At 61.2% G+C, this 5,368-nt stretch carries 5 protein-coding genes and 1 pseudogene; 1 reads left to right on the forward strand and 5 read right to left on the reverse strand.

Annotated elements, in window-relative coordinates; all coding sequences use genetic code 11:
* The 4 genes from H1Y01_RS07800 to H1Y01_RS07815 all read right to left on the reverse strand — a co-directional run.
* Positions 1-314: DinB family protein (locus H1Y01_RS07800; protein ID WP_180539879.1), on the reverse strand; the 314-nt coding region annotated here is incomplete at its 3' end.
* Positions 289-738 (reverse strand): tRNA (adenosine(37)-N6)-threonylcarbamoyltransferase complex ATPase subunit type 1 TsaE, encoded by a 450-nt coding sequence (gene tsaE / locus H1Y01_RS07805; protein ID WP_219341369.1) that lies wholly within the window; start codon positions 736-738, stop codon positions 289-291. The genes H1Y01_RS07800 and tsaE, both read right to left, overlap by 26 nt.
* On the reverse strand, positions 716-2,272 hold the full coding sequence (locus tag H1Y01_RS07810; RefSeq protein WP_219341370.1) for an NAD(P)H-hydrate dehydratase: 1,557 nt from the start codon (positions 2,270-2,272) through the stop codon (positions 716-718). The genes tsaE and H1Y01_RS07810 overlap by 23 nt, the downstream gene beginning before the upstream one ends.
* Positions 2,273-4,225 (reverse strand): PP2C family protein-serine/threonine phosphatase, encoded by a 1,953-nt coding sequence (locus tag H1Y01_RS07815; protein ID WP_180539881.1) that lies wholly within the window; start codon positions 4,223-4,225, stop codon positions 2,273-2,275. It abuts the gene before it with no gap.
* A 63-nt stretch (positions 4,226-4,288) separates the two neighbouring features.
* Between H1Y01_RS07815 and H1Y01_RS07820 the strand changes: the two genes are divergently transcribed.
* The gene (locus H1Y01_RS07820; RefSeq protein WP_180539882.1) at positions 4,289-4,603 is read left to right on the forward strand and encodes a hypothetical protein; all 315 of its coding nucleotides are present in this window, start codon (positions 4,289-4,291) and stop codon (positions 4,601-4,603) included.
* A 119-nt stretch (positions 4,604-4,722) separates the two neighbouring features.
* Here the strand turns inward: H1Y01_RS07820 and H1Y01_RS07825 are convergent.
* Positions 4,723-4,911, reverse strand: a pseudogene (locus H1Y01_RS07825) (tyrosine-type recombinase/integrase); the annotation flags it as partial.
* Between the last annotated feature and the right edge of the window lie 457 nt (positions 4,912-5,368).

Raw genomic sequence — 5,368 nt, forward strand, 5'->3', positions numbered from 1 at the left:
AGATACTCGACGTTGCTCTCCCTCTGATCTTCCCAATGATCGAAGGAATCCTCAATGTCGCGCCCGGAATACTGCCCCGCCGCTGCGAATTTTTCCTGATCGTATTCGTGGAGAAAAGGCATCTCATCGGTTATCATCTGATCCACCCGCGCCCGGAATGCGTGCCCTTCCACATGCGAAAGGTGTTCGATCACTTCGGCGATCGACCATCGATCCGGCGCCGGCTTCCAGGCCGCCTCCTCCGGAGTCAATCCATCCAGAAGCAATCGCAGAATCTCCGGCGTATTTTCAAGCTGGGTAAGACCCGGCAGCATCGCTATGCTCCTCAATCCGGCGCTCCTCAATCAGAATGGTACGTCTCTCTTCGCCGTCCATCTCCAGCACGATCTCCGTGTAGACGCGCGGCGCCAGCGATCCCAACCGCTCGCCCCATTCGATCAGCACGAGCCGCGCCGAATCCATGATCTCGCCGAGCCCCAGCGTGGCGATCTGCGCTTCAGTTTCCAGACGATAGAGATCGACATGAAAAACGCCCGCGCCGTAATCGTGTATCAGCGTGAATGTCGGGCTGGAAACTTCATCCGCATTCGCGCCGGGAATTCCGGCGACGATCCCGCGAACCAACGTCGTTTTGCCCGCGCCCAAATTGCCGCGCAGCAGCACGATGCCCTTCAGGCCGGCGGCCAACTCCCGACCGACGCGAATCGTCGCCTCCTCAGACGTGGTCTTTAGCCGCAATGCGCATCGCCTCCGGCAACATACGCAGCAGATCGGTCGCGACAAACGGTTGTTCGCCGATCTCATCGGCCCCAAGCTGCCCCGCGCGTCCATGCAGCCACACTGCGGCCGCGATCGCGAGATCCGGTTCTTTCGGGAACTGGGCAAGAAAACCCGAAACCATTCCGGTCAGCACGTCGCCGGTCCCGCCCGTTGCCATGGACGGCGACCCGGTCGGGTTAATCCAGACGCGCCCGTCCGGAAAGGCAATCAGCGTGCATTCACCCTTTAGAACCACCGTCACCTCACGTTCCGTCGCGAACTTACGAGCGCACCCGATTCGATCGGCTTGCACCTGCTTTACCGTCAACTTCGCCAGCCGCGACATCTCCCCCGGATGCGGCGTCAACACACGCAACTTCCCCGCGGGCGGCGCGACCCAATCCTCCGCCAGAATATTGAGCGCATCAGCATCGAAGACACCGGGCTTCTCGCATTGCGACCAAAGCTCGCGCACCACCCCGGCCGTCTCGGGCTCGGTTCCCAGGCCCGGACCCATCGCCAGCAGATCCAGCTTCTCCATCAGCTTGGCGATCTTCGACGTCGCGCCGTCGGCGATCGACCCATCCGCCGCTTCCGGCAGCAACTCCGTCATCAACTCCGGCGCATGCGCCGCGATCACTGGAATCGCGCTCCCCGATGACCCTACCGTCACGAGCCCCGCGCCCGCATGCAGCGCGGCCGTTCCGGACATCGTCGCAGCCCCGGTCTTGCCACGCGATCCTGCAACCACCAGCACATGCCCGTAGTCGCCCTTATTGCCGCCCGGATTGCGATTGCCAATCAGATGCCGGAACGCGCGCGGTTCAACGAGTGCGAGATCGATCGACGCATCGTCCTGATAGAGGGAAGGCGGCGTCCCAATGGGCGCGATCCGCAGCTCCCCGATGTCGCGCGCCAACGGAGCCAGCACATGGCACATCCGGGGCGCGGTAAACGTGACGGTCGCATCGGCACGCGCATATTCACCGGTACGTTCGCCCGAATCGCTGGGCATGCCCGACGGCACATCGATCGCTGCCACACGGGCCGCCGGGAACCCCTGGTTGATCGCGCGGATCCACCCCAGCGCCCGGCCCTTCGCCGGTCCATTCAATCCGCTGCCGAGCAGACCATCCACAATCAGCGTCGCTGCCTGCATGACGGGCTCAATTTCAGACTGAACCTGACCGCCGCACGCGGTAAACATGCGATAGTTCAGCGCGGCGTCGCCGGCAAGTTCCTCGGGCGCGGCAGCCAGCAGCACATCGAGCGAGCGCGGCGAGAACCTCGTCAGCAATTGCCGGGCAACCGCCAGCGCGTCCCCGCCATTGTTCCCTTTGCCGCAGAAAACCACGATGCGTTGGCTGTTCAGCGGCGAGAAGCGTTCAACTAAAAACTCCACCACGCGATGCGCCGCGTTCTCCATCAGAATCGAACTCGGGATGCCGAGTGCAACCGTTTTCTGATCGATCGCGCGCATCTGGGCAGCCGTCACCACCTTGCGCGGCTGCACTTATGCGTTCCTGCGGGCCAGCATCAGGGTCATGTCGTCCGGCAACTCGGGCGCGCTGGTCCAGTTGCGCACCGCGTCCATCACCTTCGTCGTCATCTCGGCGATTTCCAGGTTCTTATGCTGGATGAGCGTCTGCACCAGCCGCTCCGTGCCGAACTCCTCACCGTATTCGTTCTCCGGTTCGGTAATTCCGTCGGTATAGCAGACCAGCAGATCGCCCTTCTCCAGACCGAGCTTGCGCTCTTCATATCCCGACGAAGGAAACAACCCAACCACCGTGCCCGTCACCTCGAGCAGGGTTGGCTCACCCCGCCGGATGAGAATCGGCGGCAGATGCCCGGCGTTGGTATACGTGAACACGCGATCGTCCTCATCGTAAATCCCGAACAGGAAGGTCGCGTACTTCTCCGGCGACGTGTTCAGGTACAGCTGCCGGCTCAGCTGCGACACCATCTTGGATGTCGAATAGACCGTATGAGACGCCCCATTGGCGGAAGCTGCAAGCATCGGCGTGGACGACGTCAGTTGCGTCCGCATGATCGACTGGATAGCGGCCATCAGCAGCGCAGCCGAAATGCCTTTCCCGGCAACGTCGCCGATCGCGACCGCGAGGTTAGTCTCCTGCAAACAAAGGAAATCGTAGTAGTCGCCCGATACCATGCGCGCCGGCCGGCAAAGCCCCGAAATCTCGAGCGATTTCATGCGCGGGGAATGCTGCGGGAACAACTGGCTCTGCACCTCGCGCGCAATTTCGATCTCCGACTCCAGCCGTTCTTTTTCCTTGGCAACAATCACCAGTTGTTCCAGCCGCTCAGTCATACCGTTGAAAGATTCGTTCACGGCCGCCAGCTGGTCGCGCCCCTTAATCGGGATGCGATGCGAGAAATCGCCTTCCGCCACGCGCCGCGTGCCTTCGTATAACTTCGCGACGTTTCCGGTAATCGATCGCGTCAACGAGAGCCCGATGATGAACGAGATAATCTCGACCATCAGGAACAGAACCGCAATCACGAGGAACGCATATAGAACCGCTTGCGCCACTTCGAACTTCTCCGAGAAGATGGCGCGGATCAGAGCGGAGGGGCGCGTGGTGATGAGCAGCAGGCCCGAGTCCTTCTCCTCAGCCGATCCCCACTGCACCAACATAACCGGGCTCGCCCACGTGACTTCCGGATCCACTTGGCTGGCCGGCGGAGGAACCGCGCCGACATCGCCCTCGCGTAATTGATCCGCATTGAGCTTGCGCCGAGCCAGTTCACCGCCTTCACCCGAGATGCTGATGCGGCCCAGGTGCGGTACCAGTTCCGCCATCATCTCGCGCTGCACCGGAGCGACCACGTCGACGATGAGATCGCCTTTCTTGGTATGGGACCACGCGCAATACTGCCCATCGACAATCGTCAGGCCGGTATAGTCCGGCACTTCGGGTTTCGCGCCCGCGAGCTTCGAACCTGCCGGGTAGCGGAACACCTGGCCCTTGTTTTGGACGACAATCTGGAAATCCTGAAACCGGTCGCGTACAAAGGGAGCCACCTGCTTGATGATGTCCTCGTACGGAGCGCCCGGATTCGCCGCGATCACGCGCCCCGGCACCTTGAGCGCATCCATCGTCTGCTCGAGTTCCGTCATCACCAGGTAAACGGCGGTCTGGCCGACGAACACGTAGACGCCCAGTCCGACCAGCAGAATCAGCAGGGTCAGAGGCACCATGCCGATGAACATGTAGGTAACGATGAGGCGGTTGCGCAGACGCCAGATGCTGCGGCGGATGAAGTACCGCACCCCGCGCCACAGCAGGATGCATCCGGTAACCAGAAGGGTCAGCCACGCGAACACCGCAATCAGGGTCATGTGGCGGATGAAGAACGCCGCAATCACCAGCAGCAGGGAAACGAGGAAAACTCCCGCGACCGTTATACGCTTGGGGGGGAAGACCTTGCGGAGAAATCCCACGCTCCAGTGTACTAACCGCACACACGCGGGCGGGCGCGCTACCATTCGTCCGGGAGAACGATCTTGACCAAGTTACCTGAAGAGTGGATCGAAGGTGAGCCGCGCAGGCTGTCCGACCTACGCAAGGGTGAGAGCAGCCATGTGATGATCACCGAGTTAACCGTGCAGCCGGACCGCAGTTGCCTGATGCGCCGCAACGCCAAGCTCAGCGAACCGAACCTTCTGACGATGGCGGTGCGAAGAGACGCGGACGGAAACCTACACGTCACGATCCCGGCGCAGTCGCAAGCTCGCTTCAGAATCGAGAATCCGTTGCCGCTCTCGCTGGATAAGTATGACCCGGTCGCGTCGATCACGTTCGAAGATAAGCGAACGTAACAGGCTGGCGCCCGGCGACACGGCGCTCTGCCGCGTCTGCGTTACCGAGCTTCGGCCCCAGCACCACCCCAGCAAGGCCGCTAAGGAAAGCACACGGCGGGTCGGCCACTCTGTTGAAGTTAGGCCTTCGGGTGAGCGCTATCGTAAACCCGCATCAAGTCGGTGAGCGATACGCGCGTGTACTTCTGGGCGGTGGAAAGCCTCGCGTGACCGAGTAACTCTTGGATCGAACGTAAGTCGGCGCCGTCGGCCAGTAAGTGCGTGGCGAACGCGTGACGGAAGGTGTGGGGATGCATTTCGGGATCGCCGGCGAGCGCGAACCCGCACCGCAATCAACGACCCTGAATGAATGGAGGCTGCCTCTGCTGAAGCTGCGACGTAATCCGATGGCGACTTCCAACATAGGCTCCAGCGTGTGATAGGGTAGCGGCGTGGCAATCAGCGGCGAGTGTCTGTTTGGATACCGGCGGTAGTGCCGCGCCCTCCCTGGCACGAAATTGTCGAAGAGATTCTGAGCGAGACAGTTATTTTGTTCGCTATTTTGGTTGCCGTTTGGGGGATTCGTATGGCGCTCAACTTTACGCTTGGACCGGGCGCAAAGTTATATGGGCTGATTCCCGTCGAGTGGATAACCGACACGGGAGACCTTGTTGCATTCCTGCGATACTTGTACTGGGTGGTACGTCGATGGTGGTAGCGCGATTGAAGCGGAAGCTCATATTGTATCTGCGACTGGTGTTTGGAGGAATGGCGGCGAGCGCACTC

The organism is Nevskia soli, assembly GCF_903970205.1.
GTDB lineage: Bacteria > Acidobacteriota > Terriglobia > Bryobacterales > Bryobacteraceae > Bog-113.